An 18,941-nucleotide genomic window follows, 5' to 3' on the forward strand; every position below is an offset into this window, starting at 1 on the left:
CCCCTCCTGGTAAGGGACAGCCTGATTTGGGCACGTTCGGACGCGCCGGTCGCGGCTGTCAGAGGTGTCCCGAGGAGACCAGGCCCGGCCAACACCAACGGCGGCCGCCAATTTAGCGAGATTGGTCACACATCATCGGTCGGGGGTGCCGGCCGGGGGTGCCAGCCGTGACCGACCGGTCCCGGGATCAACCGCGATCTCAGCACCCACAGTCGCAGACCTCACACGCATCGCAGCAGTCTCCGCAGCGTTCGCACCAGCTCTCCTGCCGCCGTGCTCGCCGGCGCGCCCGGCGCCGGGCGCGCCGGCGGCGCCACCAGCCGCCACCCTCCGCCGGCGCGGTACCGGCGAACGTGCGGGTCACCGAATGCGTGAGCTCGTCCACCAGGAGCACACGCAGCAGCGCCGCGTCCGCGGACGGGACCAGCGTGAGCTCGTCGACCGCCAGGCGCAGCCCGGTCAGCGCGTCCAGGCACAGCGACCGCGCCGCGGCGTCGGTGGTGCCGCTGGCGGTCAGCGGGTTCCAGTGCCCGGCCCTCTCGTCGGCGGCGCGGTCGGTCACGGCGTCCAGGAGGTGGGTGAGCCGGCCGAAGAGCCGGCCGGCCTCCGCCAGTGTCCCGGCGTTCTCCGGACGTTCCGCGAGCTCGGCGCAGTGGCGGAACGCCGCCGCCGCGGCGGCCTCGGTCGGGGCGGTGAGCGCGAGCAGCATCCCTGCACGGCCAGCGGTCCCGGCGGTCGCGGTCTCCAGCGCGAACTGGCGGTGCACCGACTCGACGAGCTCCGTGGTGTCGAAGCCGACGCGGCGCCCGGCGCGGTCGGCGGCGCGGTCGGCCGCGCCCGCGGCGCGAGCGGCGCCGGCGCGCAACAGCCGGGTGCCGGCCAGGCCGTCGCCGTCCCGGGCGTGGTCGTGGATGCGTGCCGCCGCCGCGGCCAGTGACGCCGAGGCCGCCAGGGTGATTCCCGGATCCTCGGCGGTGACGACCCGCGCCGTCCGCATGGCCCGCAGCGGGCACGGGCCGGCTGTCCGGCGCGCGGCGGCAGCCGGGCGCTGAGCGGCCACCAGCAGCGAGAGGACGACGCCGTCGCCGGTTGTCGCGAGCCGGGCCGGCTGGCCGGCGGTGTCCCGCAGCGCCAGGCACAGCCCGCAGAGATGCGCCGACCAGAGCTCGTGCGCCGCGGCACCGAGACGACCCCGGCATGGCCGGATCAATCCGAACACGCTGGGACCTTACGGCGGCGGACTCTACGGCGCTGGCGGGCCCTCCGGCGAGCGCGGGACGACGCCGCCCGACGACCGCAACCAGGCGAGTACGGCGAGCACCCGGCGGTTGTCGTCGCCGGAGACCGGCATCTCGAGCTTGGTGAACACGCTCGCGACGTGGTTCTCCACCGTCTTCGCGGCCAGGTGCAGGCGTACCGCGATCCCGGCGTTGGAGCGGCCCTCCGCCATCTCCCGCAGGACGGCGCGCTCCCGCCTGGTGAGTCGGTCGAGGGCCTCGGCCTTGCGGCGGTGGGTGAGCAGGCCGGCGACGATCTCCTCGTCCACGACGAGACGGCCGTCCGCGATCCGGCGCAGGCCGTCGAGGAGGTTGCCGACATCCTCGACGCGGTCCTTGAGGAGGTAGCCGGTGCCGCCGCGTCCGTCGCCCAGCAGGCGGACCGCGTAGCGGATGTCCGCGTAGGTGGAGAGCACCAGGACGCCGACCCCGGGGTGCAGGCCACGGATCCGCTCGGCGGTGACGAGCCCCTCGTTGGTGAAGGTCGGCGGCATGCGCATGTCGAGAATGACGACGTCGGGAGGTTCGTCGGCGATGTGTGCGAGGATCTTGTCCGGTTCGGCGGCCTGCGCGATGACCTGCACGCCTGCCGCGTTGAGCAGCATCGCGAGGCCTTCCCGGAACAGCGCTGAATCGTCCGCTATCGCTACCCGCATGTCACCGCCCACCTCGTGCGTCGCTGCTCCACGGGATGCTCGCCGTCAGCCGGGTGCCGCAGCGCTGCGGGCTCGACAGCGTGAACTCGCCGCCGAGTGCGCGGACCCGGTCGCCGAGGCCGGCGATTCCGCCGCCGTCGCTGATGGCCGCACCGCCCTTCCCGTCGTCGGTCACCTGGATGAGGAACTGGCCGCCGAGCATTTTGACCGTTACCCGTACATGGCTGGCATCCGCGTGTTTGACGGTATTCGCCAGAGCCTCGCTCACGGTGTAGTACGCCGTGGTCTCCAGCGTGGTATCGAATCGATCGTCAGGCACATCAAGGTCGACATCCACAGGAAGCGCCTCGGTGACGTTCTCGAGTGCCGCTTTCAGTCCGCTCTCGCTCAGCGCGGGCGGATGGATGCCGCGGGCGAGTCCGCGCAGCTCGGCGAGCGCCGCGCGCAGGTCCTCCCGGGCTCCATCGAGGGCGGCGACGGTGGCCTGGTCGGTGGACTGCTCCCGGGCGAGCCCGAGCCGGGCCGAGAGCGCCAGCAGCCGCTGCTGCGCGCCGTCGTGCAGGTCGCGCTCGATCCGCCGGCGCTCGGCGAGCCCAGCCTCGACGAGTCGGGTCCGGGTCGCGCGGACGGCGTCGAGCTGGGTGGTCACCGTGGCGTGCAGCCGCGCGTTCTCCAGCGCGATGGCGCTGGCGTTCAGCGCGACCGCGACCAGGTCGCGGTCGCGTTCCAGCGACGAGTGCGCGGAGAGCACGGCCAGCGGCGCGCCGGCCGTGGTGTGGACGGGCAGCGCGAGCTGGGTGCCTCCCGCCGCGGGCGGGACGGCCGGCAGGCCGTCGGCGTTCACGTGGAAGCCGCGTTCGGGCATCCACAGGTAGAGCTCCGCGCCGTCGTCGCCGACCGCCGCCCGCAGCACCTCGCGGACGGCCGCCGGCGTCGGCGGCGTGCTCAGCCCGCTCAGCAGCTGGGCGATGCGGGCCCGGGCGAGATGGCGGCGCACAGCGGCCACGGCGAAGGCCACCGGGATGGCGAACAACGCCAGCGCTATCGGGATGAAGACCGGATCGACCTCGGCGCCCTGCGGGTAGTGGACGAACAGGTTCACCACCGCGGCGATGGTGAAGGCGGTGAGCACGCAGAGGGAGACCGGCCCGAGGGTGCGCCGCTCCAGCGCGGAGGCCCGCCGGTAGCGCCGGGCGATGGCCAGGCCGAAGGCGACGACGACCACGAGGCTCAGTGCGTCGAGGGTGTGCACGACGATGCCGAACACGCCCGCGTCGATCGCGGAGCCGTACCACCACACGCCGGGGGCGTAGCCGAAGGACTCCGGGCGGGACAGTGCGATCAGCACGAGGTTGCCCACCGGGATCACCGCGACGGCGGTGCCGAGCAGCACTCGTTCACTGGTGTCGTGCAGACGCCCTGACGGGTATCGAAGCACGCCCCAGCCGAGGCAGACCCAGAAGTGGTTGTAGGCGAACGAGGAGAGCGCAGCGGACGGGCCGGCCTCCCAGGTCGCCACCCAGGACGCCGTCCAGAGCACCCCGCCGAGGATGAACGCGCTGCTCACGCTGCCGAGGGCGTCCTCGTCCAGGAGCAGGAGCCCGGTGAGGACGAAGGTGAGGGAGACGAGGACGTTCAGCGCGGCGGCGAACGGCGTCGTGGACCACGCCGGCCACTGGGCCGCGACGGTGATCGCGACCGTCGTGACGCCCGCGGTGGTCAGGACGGCGGAACGGTGCCTGGCGGCGATTCGGGTCAGGGGTCGCGGCAGGAACGGATGCGGCACCTCAGGCCACCACCGATCGCGACGATCTCACTCGACAAGGGTTACACACCAGGCCCTTCGGCCTGAGGGTTACCCCCCAGGCATCGAGGTGGGAACTACCCCGCAACCTTGGAGGTCTCCCCGAAGCGGGGCTGTGTCGTGTCGGTGAATAGTGGAGCCGACTCGCCGCGTGGCCGTGAGCGGGTGTCCCGGACCGTCGGGGGCCGGACGCTACCGGGGGGTGGCCGGCTCTCGACGCTCCGCGCGTGTGCCCCGCCTGTTGTCCGGTCGGTTCGTTCGTTCATCCGTCCCGGCGGGGCGGGGCGGGGCGATCTGCCGCGGAGAGGGCGCCGATTTCCCGGTCGCGGGCCCCCTCGGCCGCGAGGTGAAATGGACGTCCTAATCGCTCTTGAAGTTTAGCGATGCTAACGAGTACTTTCGAGAAATGGAGAGCGTGAGCGCGGCGGAGCTCGCGTCCACCCTGCGCCTGTCGGTCATGCGGCTCTCCCGGCGAATGCGTCAGGAACGCTCCAGCACGCTGACCCCGACCCAGGTCGCCACGCTCGCCACGCTCGCCCGGCATGGGCCGATGACGCTCGGTGAGGCGGCGGCGCACGAGCGGGTGCAACCACCGTCCATGACCCGGGTGATCGCGACCCTGTCCGAGGCCGGTCTCGTCCATCGTGGTCAGCATCCCTCCGACGGCCGGCAGGTGATCGCCGAGGTCACCGAGGCCGGCCGGGAGCTGCTCGCCGCGGACCGCCGCCGCCGTGACGAGTGGCTGGCCGAGCGCCTGGTGGATCTCTCCCCGGCCGAGTCCGACGCGCTGCGGATCGCCGCCCCGATCCTGGACCGCCTGGCCGGCCTGTAGCCGTGGGGATGTTCCGGTAACCATGGGGACGCCGCAGTAGCCATGGGAATGGTCCGGTAGCCGTGGGGATGTTCCGGTCGCTGTCGGTCCGCAACTTCCGCCTCTTCGCATCCGGCCAGCTGGTCTCGCTGATCGGGACGTGGATGGGCATGACCACGCTCGACTGGCTGGTGCTGGCCCTCGGCGGCGGCGGGACGGAGCTGGGGATCACCCTGGCGCTCCAGTACGGCCCGATGCTGCTGTTCGGGCTCTACGCCGGCGTCGTCGCCGACCGGTTCCCCAAGCTGCGGCTGCTGCTGATCACCCAGAGCTCGGCGGCGGTGCTGTCCGTCGCCGCATGCGCGCTGATCGCTTCCGGGGCGCTGCGCATGCCGATGCTCTTCGTCCTCTCGGGCCTGCTCGGCGTGGTGACCTCCTTCGACGCTCCCATCCGGCAGGCGTTCATCGTCGAGATGGTCGGCGCCCCGCTGCTGCCGAACGCCGTCGCGCTGAACAGCATGATCTTCAACGCGGGACGGATCGCCGGACCGGCCGCGGCCGGCGGGCTCATCGGCATCGCGGGCACCATGCCCGGCGCGGCCTGGGTGTTCGGCCTCAACGCGCTGTCGTTCGCCGCGGTGCTGACCGGCCTGGCGCGCATCCGTACCGGGGATCTCCTGCCGGCCCGACCCGTCCAGCGGGCCCGGGGGGCAGCTGCGTGCGGGGCTGAGCTACGCCGTCCGGCACCGCGAGATCGCCACGCCCATCCTGCTGGTGGGCATCGTCGGCGCCCTGGGGCTGAACTTCCCCGTCACGGTCGCGCTGATGGCCAGCGAGCAGTTCGGCGGGGCGGCGGCCACCTACGGCCTCCTCACGGCGATGCTGGCGGTCGGCTCCATCGCGGGCGCGGCCGTGTCGGCGCGGCGCCTGGACGTCCCCCGCCACACCACGCTCATCGCCGCGACGGCGGCCTTCGGGGTCTCGGAGACGCTGTTCGGGCTGATGCCGAACCTGTGGCTGTTCGCGCTGCTGGCCATCCCGACCGGCGCCTGTGTGCTGCTGGTCAGCACCATGGCGAACGCGCTGGTGCAGCTGAGCACCGACGATGCCATGCGGGGCCGGGTGATGGGCGTGTTCCTGCTGGTCTTCATCGGCACGACGCCGATCGGCGCCCCGATCGTCGGGGCGGTCTGTGAGGCGTTCGGGCCGCGGGCCGGCCTCGCTCTCGGCGGGGTGAGCTCGCTGCTCGCCGCCGCGATCGTCGCGCTGTTCGACCTGCGCCGCCCGCCCGCCGCGGCACGGGCAGCCGGCCCCGGCCCCGCGGGGCCGGGGCTCGCCGTGGGCGGGCTCAAAGCTCGACCCAGCCACCCCGCTTGTGAGACGCCGCGGCCGCCACCTGCAGGCGCGTCGCGGTGAGCAGGTCGTGGAAGGTCGCGCCGCGCACCAGGGCCGGGTCGTCCAGCTCGGTGGCCCGCACGACGTCGTAAGTGGCCTCGACCAGGCCGGGCCGCTCGGCGGGCACCGTCGGCATCCACAGGTCACGGACGCCCGTCCCGTCCTGCCGGCGGACCCGCCGCCCCTGGACGACCATGCGGCCCGCCTCGCCGCAGACGGTCACCGTGGCGGTGGCGATCTCCCCGCCCATCCGCTCGTTGATCAGGATGGTCGTCCCGTTGGCGGCGAGCAGGGCCAGGGTGACCGGCGCGTCGGGGGTGAGCGTGGTCGCCGGCATGCTGCCGGGATCGGCGCACACGGCGAGGATCTCGCCGCACCAGCGCAGCGTCAGGTCGATGATCTCGGCCCGGCCGATCGGCCCGGACGGCGCGCCGACCACGGTGATCTGGCTCAGCCGGCCCAGCGAGTGCACCGACGCCTGGACGTGCCACGCCGCGGGCCACGCCCGGCCGTCCAGGGCGACGACGTGGGCGAGATCGGCGTCCTCGGCGATGTCGGCCACCGCGCGCAGCGCCTCGGCCTCGGCCGTGGCCGGCTTCGCGAGCAGGACGTGCAGGCCGGCCTCGGCCGCCCGGCGGGCCACGATGTCGGACGCCGGCGGCGACATCTCGATGCAGACCGCCTCGATGTCGTCCGACAGCAGGGCGATCAGGTCGCTGTAGGCGCGCGGGGCCTTCGCCTCGGCGGCCCAGGCCAGCGACTCCAGCGGCTCCGGCGCCAGCAGCCCCACGACATCGACCCCGGCGTCACGCAGGACGTCTGCCGTCGAGCGTTCGGAACCGTCGGTGACCAGGGCCATCGCGACCGGGAGGTCGGGCTGCCTGCGCCGGGCGGCACGGCGGTCCGAGCGCCAGGCTCTGGACAGGCCGGGATCGCGGGGCGCCACCAGTTCGGGGACCGTCGTCACAGCTCCGATAGTGCCCCCGATTGCCGTCCGCCGGTGGGCGGTCGGGCCGATCCCGTCGCCAGACCACCCACTCGAACCAGCCCGCTGTGACCAGGACGCGCCACGCCGCTCGGGTGTGCCCGTCGTGACGGGTGTGTCAACCAAGGTTGACGCGACAGGGATGTCAACGTAAGTTGACGTCCATGAGTGCAACAGCCACGACGCTCGCCGGCGCGGCGTCCGACGACGACCCCCGGGTGGGGCTCGCCGCCGTCGCGTCGCTGCGGGCGTTGCTCGAATCCCTGGAGGAGCTCCAGGTCGCCAACGCGCGGAGCAGAGCCTGGTCCTGGCAGGAGATCGCGGACGTGCTCGGTGTGAGCCGGCAGGCCGCCCACAAGAAGTACGGCCGTCGCTTCGGGAAGGGGAGGTAGACCGTGCTCGAACGATTCACGGAGGAGTCCAGACGGGCGGTGCGGGCGGCCGTCGACGCGGCAGTCCTGGAACCCGGCGAACGGGTGCACACGGCGCACCTGCTGCTCGGCCTGGCCATCGAGGGCGGCGCGGTCGGCCGGGCACTGGCCGGGCTCGGGCTGGACGAGGCCGCCCTGCGGGGCGAGCTCGCCGGGGCGCGGGTGATCTCCTTCGGTGGGCGTGATCTCGACACCGACGCCCTCGCCTCCATCGGGGTCGACTACGACGCGGTGCGGCGCGCCGCCGAGCAGCGCTTCGGGGAGGGCGCGCTCAACGGCGCCCTCGGTGGCACGCTCACCCGCCGCCCACCGCGGCGATCCTGGTTCCGGCGCCGCGGGCCGGTCCGTCTCGCCGGCGAGGCGAGGCGCGCGCTCGAACGCACGCTGCGCGTGGCACAGGCTCACGGTGCGAAGAGCATCGAACCGCGGCACCTGCTGCTCGGCGTGCTGAGCAACCCGTCATGCATCGCGGTCCGCCTGATCGAACGGCGCGGGCTGACAGCCGACCAGGTCCGCGCCGCACTGTGACGGTGCCGGGATCAGGGCCCAGGCCAGAGTCGAGGCCGGGCCGGCAGCGGCTCTTCGTCGCGCTGCTGCCACCGGCGGAGGTGGTGCGCGAGTTGGCCACCACTGTCTCCGAGGCAACCGCCGCCGTGGGGGCGGGCGTGCCGCGGCTTCGCTGGACGGATCCGTCGCGGTGGCACGTGACGCTGGCGTTCCTCGGGCCGGTCGAGCCAGGGACGCGGCCCGCGCTCGCCGAACGGCTCGGTCGGGTCGCCCACCGGCACGGCCCGGCCGAGCTGCGCCTCGACGGCGCCGGCCGCTTCGGCCACCGGGTGCTCTGGGTCCGGGTCGCCGGCGATCTCGGGCCGCTGGCGGCGGGGGTGCGCCGCGCGGCCGTCCGGGCCGGCGCGGACGGCGGCGACGACCGCCCGCTGCGGGCCCACCTCACCCTGGCCCGCGTTCCCGAGGGCACCGCCGCCGACCTGCGACCACTGGTCCGCGCCCTCGGCGAGATCATGAAGCCGTCGGCCTGGACGGCGCGGACCCTGACCCTGATGAGCAGCGTCGGTGGGCCGTCCCCCGTCTACAGCGTCGAGGGCGAGTGGGACCTGAGCGGCTCGTCACCGGCCGGCCGGTAGCGGTACCCGACCCGCCGGACCGTCTCGATGTGGTCCCGGTGATGGCGGCCCAGCTTGCGCCGTAGCCGAGTGATCATGACGTCGACGGTGCGCGGGGCGGACGCGCCGAGGGCGCCGGGATCCTGCCGCCACACCTCGCGCAGCAGCTCCTCCCTGCTGTGCACACGGCCCGGGTTGCGCACGAGGTAGTCGAGCACCTCGAACTCAAGGTAGGTGAGGTCGATCGGCCGTCCGTCGACCAGGACCTGCCAGGCCAGGCGGTCGACGTCCACGGCGCCTCTGACGGGTGTACTCGCGACGAAGCCGGCATGGGCTGCCACGGACGCCTCCAGGCGATTCGGATTGGGCACGAGGTCGGATGACACGAGTGTGTTGAACGGGCCGGGTGGGATGAACGGGCGCGGTGACGTGGGGCGGGAGGAGCCGCCGGGAGCTCGCGGGGAGCGGGCGGGAGCCGGAGCCCCTTGTCACTGTTACGAGCAACCCGTGATGTCCTCGCTGGTCGTTCGGACGGAGCCGGTCCAGCGCAGGTCCGGCAGGTTGACGACGATCGCGTCCTGGGTGCTGCGGGCGATCACCACCAGGGCCTCGTGCTCGGGATCCGGGTTCTCCTCGCGGTGCGGCACCCACGGCGGAACGAAGATGTAGTCCCCCGGCGAGGTCCGGATACGGATCTCCCGCGGCGGAGCGCCCGAATCGCTCCCGCCACCGTTCTCGCCGCTCCTGCCGTTGCCGCCGTCCGCGCCGCTCGCGCCGCCGTGGCTCGCGACGCCGGTGTCGTCCCCCGCGAGCTCGTCCGCCGGGAAGACGAACTCCGGATGCCCGCTGACCACGTAGATCGCGGTCTCGGACCGACCATGGTGATGATTGGCCGACGCGGTAGCCGGCGCCACGTGCGTCTGGCCCATCCACAGCTTCGACGAGCCCACGGTGCGCGCGCTCACCGCCGCCAGCCGCCGCATCCCGGATGTCTGCGCCGTCTCGGGATCGAGCGCCCAGGGCGCGATGTGATGCAGCCGCCGATGAAAGGCGTCGATCTCCTCGGGGGACGGGACAAGATCGTCAATGGACGGAACGTGCAGGTCACTCACGGGTCGGCGCTCCGGTGCTGAGGTCGGTGGTGCGGTCGGTCGGGTCTGTGGCAGCACATCGCGTCGGCGGACGCGCCCGCTGGAGGCGGCCCCGGGCCAGCAGCCGCGCCCGCCGCACCGTCGCGCCCGCCCGCTGGCGGGGCCGCGTTCGGGCATGCTCCCGTGCCGCCGTCCACCGGTGCCGGACAGGACCGGCGGGGCGCCGGACGTCACCGTCCGGACTTCGGGATGGCTGGTGGCGGTGTGATGCGCGTGGCAACGGACGCGGGCGGTGGCGTGGTGCGGGCGGCCGGATCGCGGCGACGGGCCCGCGGGCGGGGGCCGTGCCGCGGCGCGCCACGGGCGGCGTCAGTAAGCCGAACAGGCGGCGGAGGCGACCCGCAACAAGTCGATGTGCCCACGCGTCACGAGGTAGGCCGGCTTCAACACAGAAGCAACGGAAACACGCCGGCGGATCGCCGCCAACCGATCAATGATGTGATCTGATTCACTTTATCACCGCTTGACTGAACAAAGCGGCGCTCCGCACAGTTCTCGACGTGGCAGCTTGCGTTCTCCCCACCCGTCGGCCGCTGCCATCGCACAGGTCCTGGTTCGCCTCCCGCCCGCTGCTCACCCGTCGGCGCTGCGTCGACTACGGTCGCGCCACCCGCTGCCGCTGTCGCGCCACCGCCCGCTCCTGACGAAGCCGGTCCGCCGCGCGTGGGTCGCCCCGGTCGCGCGTCCGATGCGTGCACCTGTTGTGGTCTGTTCCGCCGTGGCCTGATCGCCCGGCGGTCGGATCTGCCGCGCGCTGCCCGCCTGCCACGGCGGCCGGGCTTCGCACGGCGGCCAGGCTTCGCACGGCGGCCAGGCACGGCTGGCGGATCAGGCTCGGCACCCTCCCGGTCGCGGTCCGGGCCGTCCCCGCGGCACGGTTCCGCCGACCGGCGCGAACGCCCGCGCACCCGGGTGCCGGACGCCCGTGCCATCGGTGACCAGCGACGACAAATGCACCAGTGCCAGCGATGACAAGTGACAGTGCCGACGAGCGATGGCGACGGTGAGTGACGGTGAGTGACGAGGACGAACTCGCGCGAAGTCCAGCCAGCGAACCCGCTCCGCGACGTCCATCCTGACCGGAAGGCCGCTCATGCCACAGACCGCATCTCCCGCTTCGCCGCGCCTCGTCGTCATCATCGGCAACCCACGGCCCGGCTCCCGGACGCTGACCCTCGCCCGCTTCCTCGCGGAGCGGATTGCGGACGAGCTGCCGGTCGCGAGCATCGAGATCATCGATCTCTCCACGCTGGCCCGGTACCTCTTCGCCGACGACGGCCGGGTCGCCGCGGCCCTCACGGCCGCGGCCGAGGCGGATCTGCTGATCGTCGCGTCGCCGGTCTACAAGGGCAGCTACACCGGTCTGCTCAAGTCGTTCCTGGACCTGCTGCCCGGTGGGGCGCTGCGGGGGGCGACCGCCGTACCGGTGGTCATCTCGGCGGCGCCGGACCACTCGGTGGCCGGGGAGCTCTACCTGCGCCCGGTCCTCGTGGAACTGGGTGCGACCGTCCCCGCCCGGTCGTTCGCGGTAATCGAGGAGCAGCTCCCGGACCTGGACATCGTGGTCGACTCCTGGGTTGTCTCGCACGCCCCCGTGCTTCGCGCCAGCGTCGCCGCACACACCGGGACGGCGCTCTTCGCCCAGGACGTCCGGGTGGAAAACGACCTCGTGGAGACGGCTCGATGACGCTCGACACCCTCGGCCGCGACCCCTCGCCGCACCCGGACCAGCCACGGACGGCTCCAGCACCGGAACAGGCGTCCCCGTTGTCCCAGGTGCCCTCGGTCTCGGTGGCTCCCGCACCGGTTCCGGTGCCGGCGGCGCCGCAGTCGGGGGCGGCGGTCGACCCGGCGGCGCTGCGCAGTGCGTTCCGCCGGCACGCGGCCGGGGTCACCGTCGTGACGATGATCGGTCCCCGGGGTCCGGTCGGCTTCACCGCGACGTCGGTCGCCTCCCTCTCCGCGGATCCGCCGTTGCTGTCGCTGTCCCTGTCCGCGACGTCGTCGAGCGCGCCGGCGCTGCTCGCCGCCGGCACCCTCGTCGTCCACCTGCTCTCGGACGGCCAGCAGGAGCTCGCCGCGCGGTTCGCGACCTCGGGCATCGACCGGTTCGCGGAACCGACCCGCTGGCGCAGCCTGCCCACCGGCGAGCCACTGCTGGTGGACGCGGCCGTGTGGCTACGGACCCGCATTCACTCCCGGCTGAACGCAGGCGACCACCACCTGGTGATCGCCGAAGTCCTGGAAACCCGCTCCCACCGCCAGTCCCAGCCCCTCATCTACCACAACGGCGCCTACGGCACCATCAACCCCAACAAATAGGAATAATCCCCCCATAAGCCCCCCGATAACTCCGGGTCGGGCGGAGCTCCGACGAAGTGTGGCGACTGAGTGAGTCCATGGACTCACTCAGTCGCCACACTTTCGCTACGCGCGGTCATATTGTCTACTTAATTGGTAGAGAATATGGGCTATACTCTTGGTGTGCGCGTGTTTTTCCGCCCGGGAGGAGGGCCGGCATGGCGCTGCCTGATTTCGTCGTCATCGGGGCTCCCGAAGCCGGGACGTCGAGCCTGCACGCCGCGCTCACCCGCCACCTGGGCCTGGCGATGTCCCCCGTGGCGGAACCGGGCTACTTCCTGACCTCCGGACGTCCCCGGGACGACGCCAGCCCCCCCGGCCACGGCGGCGGTGCCAGCTCCGGCGGTCCCGTTGGCCCTGCCGGCCATCCTGGTCTCGGCGGTTCCGCCAGCCCCACCGGTCTCTCCGGCCCCGGTGGCTCCGGTGACCTCGCTGGCACCGGGGGATCTCGGGCCGCGGGCGGTGCTGGCTTAACCAGCGAGAACTACATTTGGTGCCTTTCGGACTATGAGACGTTGTTCCGGGGTGGTGACGGGCGTCGTCCGCGCGGTGAGAGCACTCCTTACTACCTTGCCGAGTTCTCCGCCCAGCGGCGGATGCACGAGCTCCTGCCCTATCTGCGGATGATCGCCGTCCTGCGTGACCCGGTGGAGCGCGCCTACGCGAACTGGCTCGCGCACCGAAGGACCGGGCTGGAACCGCTGCCGACCCTGATCGAGGCGCTCGACGCCGAGGAGGAACGGTGTGCGGCCGGCTGGAGTCGCAGGTGGCGGTACGCCGAGCTCGGGAGGTACGGCGTCCAGCTGCGGCGGTTGTACACCCTGTTTCCGCCGAGCCAGGTGCTGCTGGTGCGTTACCGGGACCTGGTCCTCGAACCCGCGGCCGTGCTGCGCCGCGTCTGCGGATTCGTCGGGGCGGTCGACCCGGCGGCCGGTTTCGGGTGCGACAGCCGGATTTTCGCGCCGGCGACAATCGATCCCGGCACGACGCGCGTTGTCAGGGAGGCGGTCCCGGCGGCCGTCGATCCGATGGACGCCGTGCTGGCCGAGCTGCGGCGCAGCCTCAGGCCGGGTCCGCCGCCACCGCCCGGCCTGCGCGAACAGGTCCTCGACCGGTTCCGGGACGACATCGCCCTACTCGGCCAGCTGACGGGATCCTCTTTCGCGGAGTGGCTCGACCGCGGCGACCTCCCCCTGACCGCCGGCCGCTGACCCGCGCCCGCCGGCCCGCCGACGGCTGACCTGCCGGAGGTGGACGCGCGGCCTGAAGACGGTAGCGTCGGCCCGGATGAGCACACAAGCGGGTGACAAGGCCGAGCCGGACGTGGTGGAACTGCGTCCGCTGCCCTACGACGGTGTCCGCTCCGTCGCGGTCGGCACCGTCATGTGGCTGATCGCCCTACTGGTCATGATCCCGTTCGCCGACGATCTGCGGGCGGATGGCCGGCTCTGGTGGATCGCGACGGCGGCGGTCGGCTTCGTGCTCGGGCTCATGGGCCTGTGGGTCGTCGTGCGACGCCGGAATCGGCTGCGCGCGACCGCCGCCGAGCCCGACTGAGCACCAGAAGTCAAAGATCGTCGAGGTCGTCCTCGGCCTGACGGCGGCCGGCGCCGTCGGGATCCCGCAACGCGGCGGCCAGTCCGTGCCGGCGCTCCCACTGGCCGGCCCGCCAGGCCAGAGCCCGGGCGAGCGCGTCCGTGCCGGCCTCGGCGTCGACGTGGATCTCACCGCCGATGCCGCCGACGACCCGCCACGGCACCCGGACCCGTCCCCCGCCCAGGCTTGAGATCCACAGCTCGGGATGGACCTGGTACCGCGCGACGAGGGGACGTGCGGCGCCCGGCACCGCGGCCAGGTCGACCCCGTCGAGCGAATCCGGGGTGTCCGCGGCCCCGACCAGGGTCGCGCTCCCGACGACGACCGCGTTGCCGGCCACCATGACGGTCCTCGTCACGGCCCTGCCCGGAACCGCACCGCGGACGCCACTGACGCCACCGCCACCGGTACCACCGCGACCGGTGCCGGCTCCGGCCGAGACAGCGCTGCCAGCGATGGAACCGCCGGCCTGAACGGTGCTGTCGATCAGAACAGCGGATCCACCGAATCCAGCGGATTCGCTCAGTCCAGCGGATCCACCCAGTCCAGTGGATTCGTCCAGTACAGCGAAGTCGGCCAGCTCCGAGGCGAGACGCAGCCCGAGGATGTGCGCGGCCTCGGCGGCGCGATCCAGTGGCAGGCGCAGCGCGGGATGGTCGGCGCCGATCACTTCGAGCAGGTCCGGTGCGTCCACGACCACCACGTCGGCGGAGCGGAACACCCCGGTCGGGGTTCGTACGGTCAGCGGCGGATCCAGCCTTGGGCCGGTCGTGCCGGAGGGGTCGGCCCCGAGCAGGCCGGCCGCGCTCACCGCGGCCATGTAGAGCGTCCGGGCCGCCGGCCAGCCGATCTCGCGGTCGGCGTCGCCGAGCCGGTCCAGCAGGTCGATCACCGCGTCCGGGTCGGTGAGCACGTCGTCGAGGGTGAGCCGGCAGCCGAGCCGGCGCAGCAGCTCCGGGTCGACGCCCGGCAGCGGCGCACCCGGCGCGAACAGCCCGGTCAGCAACGGATCGGCGCCGGGCAGGACGAGCTCGCCCGGGGGGAGCCGGGTGTCCGGGTCGCCATCCACCGGCAGCAGCGCGTGCCGGGCCAGCCACCAGCGGGTGTACGAGGGTTCGGCGCCGAGAACCACCCGGCGCAGGGGCGGGCGGGCGAGCTCCGCAAGCGCCTCCGGCCATGCGTCGGGGTCGACGAGCTCAAGGTCGCGGACGGCCGCGAAATGCCGGACAACCCGCGGCGCCCCTGGCACACCGTGCGCTCCCGGCACACCGTGTCCACCCGGCACGCCAGCCGCGCCGGGCCCGCGGCCGGAGCCTCGCCCGTCACCGGAAGCCGCGGTGCCCCGTTCCCCCGTCCGGTCGGCGGCATCGTGGACGTCGTCCGCCCAGGTGTCGCTGTCGTCAAGCTCGAGCAGGACGGGCTCGTCCGGGTCGAGGGTCACGTCCGACGCGTAGAGGACGCCGAAGGTCCGCAGGACGCCGACGGCTTCGAGGACATGGTCCGGCCAGGCGGTGCTCAGCCGTGGGTCCAGGGCGCCGAACGGCGCGTCCTCGGCCAGCAGGCGGTCGAGCGGTCCGTCGGCGATCACCAGCTCGGACGCGGGCGCGAAGCCGCCGCCCTGTTCCGGGAGCAGCAGCCCACCCAGCCACGACGGCATCGCGGACGGCCCCTGCTCCGGGTGCGGATCACCCACGGTGTCGGACGGGAAGCCGCCGCCGTCCAGCCCGTCATTGCGGTCGTGCCCGTCCGAATGGACGGTGCGCCCGTCTGAACTGGTGGCGTGCTCGTCCGGATGAGCGGTGTGTCCATCCGGGACAATCGCGCGCACCAGCGCGAGTACGGCGGCGGCGAGGGCGTCCAGCTCGCCGGGGTCGTCGTCGGGGTCGGCCTGGGTGACGGCCTCGCGTACCGCCGGGTCCCGCAGCACCCCGGCCGGCGTGCCCTCCGAGGCGCCCAGGGTCCGCAGCGCGTCGCGGGCCGTACCCGCGCACGCGTCGGGATGGACGACGCGCAGCGGCAGCCCCGATCGGGCCAGGGCCACCACGTCCAGATCGGGGGTGGGTAGCAGGGCCCCGCGCGGTCCGGTGACCATCCGGCTGGGTGGTGTCGCCAGGTCGGCTCCACCCCCGTCCGGTCCGGTCCCGGTGGACGGATCAGCATGGGCGAAGGCCGGCGTGGAGCCGAGGTCGTCGCCGTCGGGCACGACCACGACCGGAACCGGCAGCGCGCCCAGGGCGTCCCGGTCGGGTGCGGTCAGCAACAGCGGGTACAGCCCGGCCCACCAGGACGGCGTCCGCCGCATGCCGCGCAGGACCTCGACGACGGCCCCGGTGTCCAGGCGGCGGACGCCCAGGAGGTCGAGGGCGGGCCGGCGGCGCCGGGTGGCGAACTCGGCCGGCAGCAGCCCGTCGAGCACGGCCTCGTCGGCCGCGGCCTCGTCAGCCTTCCCCGCCGCGGCAAAGTCCGCCAGGTCCGGGTCCGTCATCTCCGTCCGGTCCAGGTCCAGGTCCGCCAGGTCTGTCAGGGCCGCGCCGTCCGGATGGCGGGGGTCACCGGCGCCCGCCCCGCCCCCGGTGAGGTCGGTGCCGGAGCCCGTCTCGGCGCCCGCGCGCAGCAGGTCGGTGACGGCGTCCGTGGCGGGGCCGAGGTCCAGGACGAGGCAGTCCCGGCCGCGGCGGCCGCCCGGCAGGACGGGGGCGTCCGGCAGCAGCGCGAGCAGGCGGTCGCGCAGCCGGCCGTCCACCTCGCTGCGGGGCAGCCCGGTCGGCACGAGGTCCAGGACGGTGAGGGGATCGGGAGCCGCGTGGCGCTCCCCGTCCGCGCCGTGGTCACCGCTCTCGGCGCCGTCCGGTCGGGCGGTGGCCAGGTGAGCGGCGAGCGCGACGACCGTGTCGGCGAGCCGGTCGGTGAGCCAGTCCCGCAGGGGCCCGGGCACGGTGTGCCGTCGGGACGGATCGAGCGGCAGGTCGACGCTGATCAGCGCGGGCAGGCCGACGGCCTCGTCGGTCGGCTGCGGCGCGCGCACCACCTGCGCCACCTCGGCGGGCCAGCCGCCGTCCGGGATCATCACCCGGGCGTTGTAGGTGGTCCTGTCACGCTCCTCGACCGGGCGGTCGGCGAGCAGCTCGGACGGGATCGAGCCGCGGTGGACACAGCCGCGCCACCGCGTGCCGTCGACGGTGGCGATTTCGAGGTCGGTTCCGTCCGGCCCGGGGAGCACCGGCTCCCAGACACACCGGTGGGTTCGGACGTCGCCGTCCACCTCGACGACGATCTCCTCAAGGCCGGGCAGGACGAGGGGCAGCGTGGGGTCGAACGCGGCGATGAGCTCGCGTGCCGTGGCCGCCGCCGCCGTGTCCCGCAGCGGCAGCCGGACGACGGTGTCGAACCCGTCGCCGGGCCCGGACGCCGGGTCGCCGAGGTCGAAGGGCAGGCGCAGGACGGGCACGGCGCCGGCGCGGCGGTCGAGCTCGCGGCGCAGTGCGTCCGCGCCCGTCGCGACAACCAGGTCGGCGGTGCGCTGGCGCGACCACTCCACCCCGCGCCACGCCACGCCGTGCCGTTCCACCCCGCGCAGGTCCGTACTGTGCTGGTCCGTACTGTGCTGGTCGGCGTCACGCCAGTCCGCCGCGTCGCCGGGGCCCGAGGGCGCCCGGGAGACGATCGACGGCGTGTCCGTCACCGCGAGGACCGCGGCGAAGCCGGCGCCGAAGCGGCCGACTGCCTGCACGTCGCGCTTCGCGGACGCGCGCAGCGTCGACAGGGCCTCGACGCCGGCGGCGGTCAGCGGGGCGCCGGTGTTCGCCACCTCGAGCAGCCCACCCGGCCCGCCGTGCGGGTGCTGCTCCGACGTGAGCCTGATGTGTACCTTTGCCGGCACACCGGCGGCCGCCGCCGCGTCGACCGCGTTCTGGAGGAGCTCGACGAGCAGGCGGTCCCGGTAGGCGCCGAGAGCGGCGTCCTCCTCGGCGTTCGCGTCCTCCCGGAAGCGGCTCGCGGAGGCGGCCCACGCCTCGATGACACGTGCCCGAAGCGCCGCGGTGTCGAACGGGGTGGCATCCACGGCCTCATCCTCGCCCGTGGCGGGACGGCCGAGCGGCGAGGGGTGCCGCGACCGGCGTCCCGAGAGACGCCGCCGCCGCGCGGGACCGCTGTGCGCGAGCGCCGTGTGGACGCCGGTGGGACAGCGGTGGGACGGCGGCACGCACGAGAGGGGAGACGAGTCCGGTGGCACGGGGCGATGCGCAGGACGGCGATGCGCGCGGCGGCGCGGCCCGGGAAGGTACTGCGCGGGGTCGCGCGGGGCGGGGGGGCTCGGCGCGGCGCGGGGGGCGCGGCGGCGCGGCGGGATTCGCTCCGGCGCTGCCAGGGGCCCTGGAGGAGCAGTGGAAGGCGATCTCCGGCCACGTCGGCGGGCTCCCCGACGAGGCGTTCGCGGCCCCGAGCGCACTGCCCGGCTGGACTACCGCCGAGCTCGTGCTGCACACCGCGCGCTCGGCACTCACCCTCAGCGCCGCGCTGCGCGGGGACCCGGCGCCAGGCCTGGCCAGGGGATCAACGCCCAGCCTGGCCGGGGGATCAGCGGGCGGCTCGGGCGGAGGACCGGCGGGCGGCTCGGGCGGAGGACCGGCGGGCGGCTCGGGCGGAGGACCGGCGGGCGGCTCGGGCGGAGGACCGGCGGGCGGCTCGGGCGGAGGACCGGCGGGCGGCTCGGGCGGAGGACCGGCGGGCGGCTCGGGAGCGGAGTCGAGCCTGGCCCGGACCGGCGGTGCGCCGCTCGTGACCGCGGCCGACTACCTGGCCGGCACCGGAGCCCGGGCCGGGGCGATCGCGGCCACGGTCCGGGATCTCGCCGCCGGCCAGGCTCCGGAGGCGGTGCGCGTGGCCTTCCGGGACGCCGCCGCGGGCGCTGCGGCGGACCTGGCTCGCCTCCCACCGGACGAGATCGCCGACCGGCTGGTGATCACCCCGGGTGGGCGTATGCGGTTGGGTGAGTTTTTGCTCACCCGAGCGGTGGAAGCGGTCGTCCACGGCCTGGACCTGGGTGTGCCCCCGGCGCGCCCCGCGTTGAAGACCGTCGTGCGGCTGTTCACGTCGATGCTCGCCCAGCGCGCTCCGGGGCACGCGGTGGAGCTGCGGGTGCCCCCCTTCTCCGCCGTGCAGATCGTCGAGGGGCCTCGGCACACCCGCGGTACACCGCCGAACGTCGTCGAGGCCGACCCGGCCGCGTTCGTCCTGATCGCGACGGGCCGGCTGGCCTGGGAGGCGGCGCTCGCCGACGGCCGGATCCGCGCCAGCGGTGAGCGTGCCGATCTACGGTTCCTGCTGCCGCTGCTCGCCTGACCGCATCCGG

The 18,941-nt window shown here is 74.0% G+C and carries 18 protein-coding genes and 1 pseudogene; 11 read left to right on the top strand and 8 right to left on the bottom strand.

Features of this window, described 5'->3' with window-relative positions; genetic code table 11:
* Positions 1 to 199: 199 nt before the first annotated feature.
* The 3 genes from E0504_RS28650 to E0504_RS28660 are packed head-to-tail and all read right to left on the bottom strand — an operon-like array spanning position 200 to position 3,719.
* Entirely contained in the window at positions 200 to 1,219 is a 1,020-nt protein-coding gene (locus E0504_RS28650; protein ID WP_112107854.1) for a DUF5685 family protein, read from the bottom strand.
* A gap of 24 nt (positions 1,220 to 1,243) precedes the next feature.
* The gene (locus E0504_RS28655; RefSeq protein ID WP_112107860.1) at positions 1,244 to 1,933 is read right to left on the bottom strand and encodes a response regulator transcription factor; all 690 of its coding nucleotides are present in this window, start codon (positions 1,931 to 1,933) and stop codon (positions 1,244 to 1,246) included.
* Position 1,934: 1 nt separating this feature from the next.
* The gene (locus E0504_RS28660) at positions 1,935 to 3,719 is read right to left on the bottom strand and encodes a sensor histidine kinase (protein WP_112107853.1); all 1,785 of its coding nucleotides are present in this window, start codon (positions 3,717 to 3,719) and stop codon (positions 1,935 to 1,937) included.
* 424 nt (positions 3,720 to 4,143) lie between these two features.
* On the opposite strand from E0504_RS28660, the gene E0504_RS28665 reads away from it, so the two are divergent.
* The 3 genes and pseudogenes from E0504_RS28665 (at position 4,144) to E0504_RS53565 (ending at position 5,964) form a co-directional block, all read left to right on the top strand.
* Positions 4,144 to 4,569, top strand: coding sequence for a MarR family transcriptional regulator (locus E0504_RS28665; protein WP_112107852.1), 426 nt, complete (start codon positions 4,144 to 4,146; stop codon positions 4,567 to 4,569).
* A gap of 68 nt (positions 4,570 to 4,637) precedes the next feature.
* A pseudogene (locus E0504_RS54360) lies at positions 4,638 to 5,156 on the top strand (MFS transporter); the annotation flags it as partial.
* A gap of 160 nt (positions 5,157 to 5,316) precedes the next feature.
* Complete coding sequence (locus E0504_RS53565) at positions 5,317 to 5,964, top strand: MFS transporter (RefSeq protein ID WP_373693947.1); 648 nt, start codon at positions 5,317 to 5,319, stop codon at positions 5,962 to 5,964.
* On the opposite strand, the gene E0504_RS28680 is transcribed toward E0504_RS53565, so the two are convergent.
* A complete protein-coding gene (locus E0504_RS28680) occupies positions 5,897 to 6,910 on the bottom strand; it encodes a Gfo/Idh/MocA family oxidoreductase (protein ID WP_112107850.1) in 1,014 nt (337 codons plus the stop codon). The genes E0504_RS53565 and E0504_RS28680 overlap by 68 nt on opposite strands.
* 182 nt (positions 6,911 to 7,092) lie before the next feature.
* On the opposite strand from E0504_RS28680, the gene E0504_RS28685 reads away from it, so the two are divergent.
* From E0504_RS28685 to thpR, 3 genes are all read left to right on the top strand, one after another.
* On the top strand, positions 7,093 to 7,320 hold the full coding sequence (locus E0504_RS28685) for a hypothetical protein (RefSeq protein ID WP_071064933.1): 228 nt from the start codon (positions 7,093 to 7,095) through the stop codon (positions 7,318 to 7,320).
* A gap of 3 nt (positions 7,321 to 7,323) precedes the next feature.
* Positions 7,324 to 7,887 carry a Clp protease N-terminal domain-containing protein gene (locus E0504_RS28690; protein ID WP_071064932.1) on the top strand — a complete coding sequence of 188 codons (564 nt, stop codon included), beginning with the start codon at positions 7,324 to 7,326 and terminating at the stop codon, positions 7,885 to 7,887.
* A gap of 92 nt (positions 7,888 to 7,979) precedes the next feature.
* A complete protein-coding gene (thpR, locus tag E0504_RS28695; protein ID WP_235014357.1) occupies positions 7,980 to 8,501 on the top strand; it encodes an RNA 2',3'-cyclic phosphodiesterase in 522 nt (173 codons plus the stop codon).
* Here the strand turns inward: thpR and E0504_RS28700 are convergent.
* The 3 genes from E0504_RS28700 to E0504_RS54365 form a co-directional block, all read right to left on the bottom strand.
* Complete coding sequence (locus E0504_RS28700) at positions 8,447 to 8,821, bottom strand: winged helix-turn-helix domain-containing protein (RefSeq protein ID WP_020464595.1); 375 nt, start codon at positions 8,819 to 8,821, stop codon at positions 8,447 to 8,449. The genes thpR and E0504_RS28700 overlap by 55 nt on opposite strands.
* A gap of 153 nt (positions 8,822 to 8,974) precedes the next feature.
* Complete coding sequence (locus E0504_RS28705; protein ID WP_112107848.1) at positions 8,975 to 9,592, bottom strand: cupin; 618 nt, start codon at positions 9,590 to 9,592, stop codon at positions 8,975 to 8,977.
* A gap of 348 nt (positions 9,593 to 9,940) precedes the next feature.
* Complete coding sequence (locus E0504_RS54365) at positions 9,941 to 10,021, bottom strand: putative leader peptide (protein WP_368672102.1); 81 nt, start codon at positions 10,019 to 10,021, stop codon at positions 9,941 to 9,943.
* A gap of 703 nt (positions 10,022 to 10,724) precedes the next feature.
* On the opposite strand from E0504_RS54365, the gene E0504_RS28710 reads away from it, so the two are divergent.
* The 4 genes from E0504_RS28710 (at position 10,725) to E0504_RS28725 (ending at position 13,549) form a co-directional block, all read left to right on the top strand.
* Positions 10,725 to 11,318 (top strand): NADPH-dependent FMN reductase, encoded by a 594-nt coding sequence (locus E0504_RS28710; RefSeq protein WP_112107847.1) that lies wholly within the window; start codon positions 10,725 to 10,727, stop codon positions 11,316 to 11,318.
* Entirely contained in the window at positions 11,315 to 11,953 is a 639-nt protein-coding gene (locus tag E0504_RS28715; RefSeq protein WP_112107846.1) for a flavin reductase family protein, read from the top strand. Before E0504_RS28710 ends, E0504_RS28715 begins: the two co-directional genes overlap by 4 nt.
* 197 nt (positions 11,954 to 12,150) lie before the next feature.
* Positions 12,151 to 13,203, top strand: coding sequence for a sulfotransferase (locus E0504_RS28720; RefSeq protein WP_112107845.1), 1,053 nt, complete (start codon positions 12,151 to 12,153; stop codon positions 13,201 to 13,203).
* Between the two features lie 76 nt (positions 13,204 to 13,279).
* The gene (locus E0504_RS28725; protein WP_071064927.1) at positions 13,280 to 13,549 is read left to right on the top strand and encodes a DUF2530 domain-containing protein; all 270 of its coding nucleotides are present in this window, start codon (positions 13,280 to 13,282) and stop codon (positions 13,547 to 13,549) included.
* A gap of 10 nt (positions 13,550 to 13,559) precedes the next feature.
* Here the strand turns inward: E0504_RS28725 and E0504_RS51430 are convergent, their stop codons facing one another.
* Entirely contained in the window at positions 13,560 to 17,651 is a 4,092-nt protein-coding gene (locus tag E0504_RS51430) for a sacsin N-terminal ATP-binding-like domain-containing protein (RefSeq protein ID WP_207974597.1), read from the bottom strand.
* A gap of 164 nt (positions 17,652 to 17,815) precedes the next feature.
* Here E0504_RS51430 and E0504_RS28740 point away from each other — a divergent pair, with 164 nt between their 5' ends.
* Entirely contained in the window at positions 17,816 to 18,931 is a 1,116-nt protein-coding gene (locus E0504_RS28740; protein WP_131626129.1) for a sterol carrier family protein, read from the top strand.
* Positions 18,932 to 18,941: the final 10 nt, after the last annotated feature.

It is taken from the genome of Parafrankia sp. BMG5.11 (genome assembly GCF_004337455.1).

Excerpts from the sequence above, each read along its gene's own strand:
- E0504_RS28655 (WP_112107860.1), bottom strand. The coding sequence starts at position 1,933 with ATGCGGGTAGCGATAGCGGACGATTCAGCGCTGTTCCGGGAAGGCCTC.
- E0504_RS28665 (WP_112107852.1), top strand. The coding sequence starts at position 4,144 with ATGGAGAGCGTGAGCGCGGCGGAGCTCGCGTCCACCCTGCGCCTGTCG.
- E0504_RS28685 (WP_071064933.1), top strand. The coding sequence starts at position 7,093 with ATGAGTGCAACAGCCACGACGCTCGCCGGCGCGGCGTCCGACGACGAC.
- E0504_RS28710 (WP_112107847.1), top strand. The coding sequence starts at position 10,725 with ATGCCACAGACCGCATCTCCCGCTTCGCCGCGCCTCGTCGTCATCATC.
- E0504_RS28715 (WP_112107846.1), top strand. The coding sequence starts at position 11,315 with ATGACGCTCGACACCCTCGGCCGCGACCCCTCGCCGCACCCGGACCAG.
- E0504_RS28720 (WP_112107845.1), top strand. The coding sequence starts at position 12,151 with ATGGCGCTGCCTGATTTCGTCGTCATCGGGGCTCCCGAAGCCGGGACG.
- E0504_RS28725 (WP_071064927.1), top strand. The coding sequence starts at position 13,280 with ATGAGCACACAAGCGGGTGACAAGGCCGAGCCGGACGTGGTGGAACTG.